At 65.0% G+C, this 1,157-nt stretch carries 1 pseudogene and 1 other annotated feature; the pseudogene reads right to left on the minus strand.

The features are described from left to right. Nucleotides 1-26: 26 nt before the first annotated feature. Nucleotides 27-1,156, minus strand: a pseudogene (locus tag B8W67_RS20105) (IS3 family transposase). After that, nucleotides 870-998, minus strand: a sequence feature (AL1L pseudoknot). Its footprint overlaps the pseudogene before it by 129 nt. Nucleotide 1,157: the final 1 nt, after the last annotated feature.

Below are 1,157 nucleotides of genomic sequence, written 5' to 3' on the forward strand. Positions count from 1 at the left end.
TGAACCGCCCCGGTGTGTCCGGAGACTTACTGGTTTGAGAACTCGGCGGGTTGCTGAGTTCGGTGGTGACGGTAGTACAGGTCCTCGCATTCGGCTGGGGGCATGTCACCGCAGTACTCGTAGAGTCGGCGGTGGTTGAACCAGTCGACCCATTCCAGGGTGGCGACTTCGACCTGGTCGACGGTCCGCCACGGCCCCCGGGGCTTGATCAGTTCGGTCTTGTATAGGCCGTTGATGGTCTCGGCGAGTGCGTTGTCGTAGGAGTTGCCGGTCGCCCCGATGGAGGCGTCGATGCCTGCTTCGATCAGCCGTTCGGTGAACGCCACCGAGCTGTATTGACTGCCGCGGTCGTGGTGGTGGATCAACCCGGTCAGGTCGGTGATGCCGGCGCGTTGGCGGGTCCAGATCGCGTGCTCGATCGCGTCGAGCACCAACTGGGTGGTCATGGTGGTCGCACTGCGCCAGCCGACGATCCGGCGGGCGTAGGCGTCGATGACGAACGCCACGTACACCCATCCCGACCAGGTCGACACGTAGGTGAAGTCGGCCACCCACAGCACGTTCGGCGCCGGCGGATTGAACCGGCGGGCGACCAGGTCATCGGGCCGGACGGCCTGCGGATCGGCGATCGTGGTGCGCTTGACCTTGCCGCGGCGTGCGCCGTGCAGGCCGAGCTCGCCCATCAGGCGTTCCACGGTGCAGCGGGCCACGTCGATGTCTTCGCGTCGGCATTGCAGCCACACCTTGCGGGCTCCGTAGACGCCGTAGTTGTCGGCGTGGATCCGGGCAATCTCGGCCTTGAGTGCCTGTTCACGGGCCTGCCGCTTGCTGGGCTGTCGCCGCCGGGTGCATGCGTCGTAGTAGGTTGACGGCGCGATCTTGACGCCGTGTGCGGTGAGCACGCGGGAGATCGGCTCGACGCCGTACAGGTGTTTGAAGGTGTCGATGAACGTCACGATCACCGCTTGTGGCGGTCGAGCTCCGCCGCGAAAAAAGTCGATGCAGATTTCAAAATCTCGTTGGCGCGCTTGAGTTCTCGATTCTCTGCCCGCAACTTGCGGAGCTCTTCAGCCATCTGGCTGGTCACTCCGGGGCGGGTGCCGGAATCGATCTGGTCACGCCGCACCCAGGTCAGCAGGGTCTGCGCCGTGCCGATC

The sequence above is a fragment of the Mycolicibacillus koreensis genome, from assembly GCF_002104795.1.
Taxonomy (GTDB): domain Bacteria; phylum Actinomycetota; class Actinomycetes; order Mycobacteriales; family Mycobacteriaceae; genus Mycobacterium; species Mycobacterium koreense.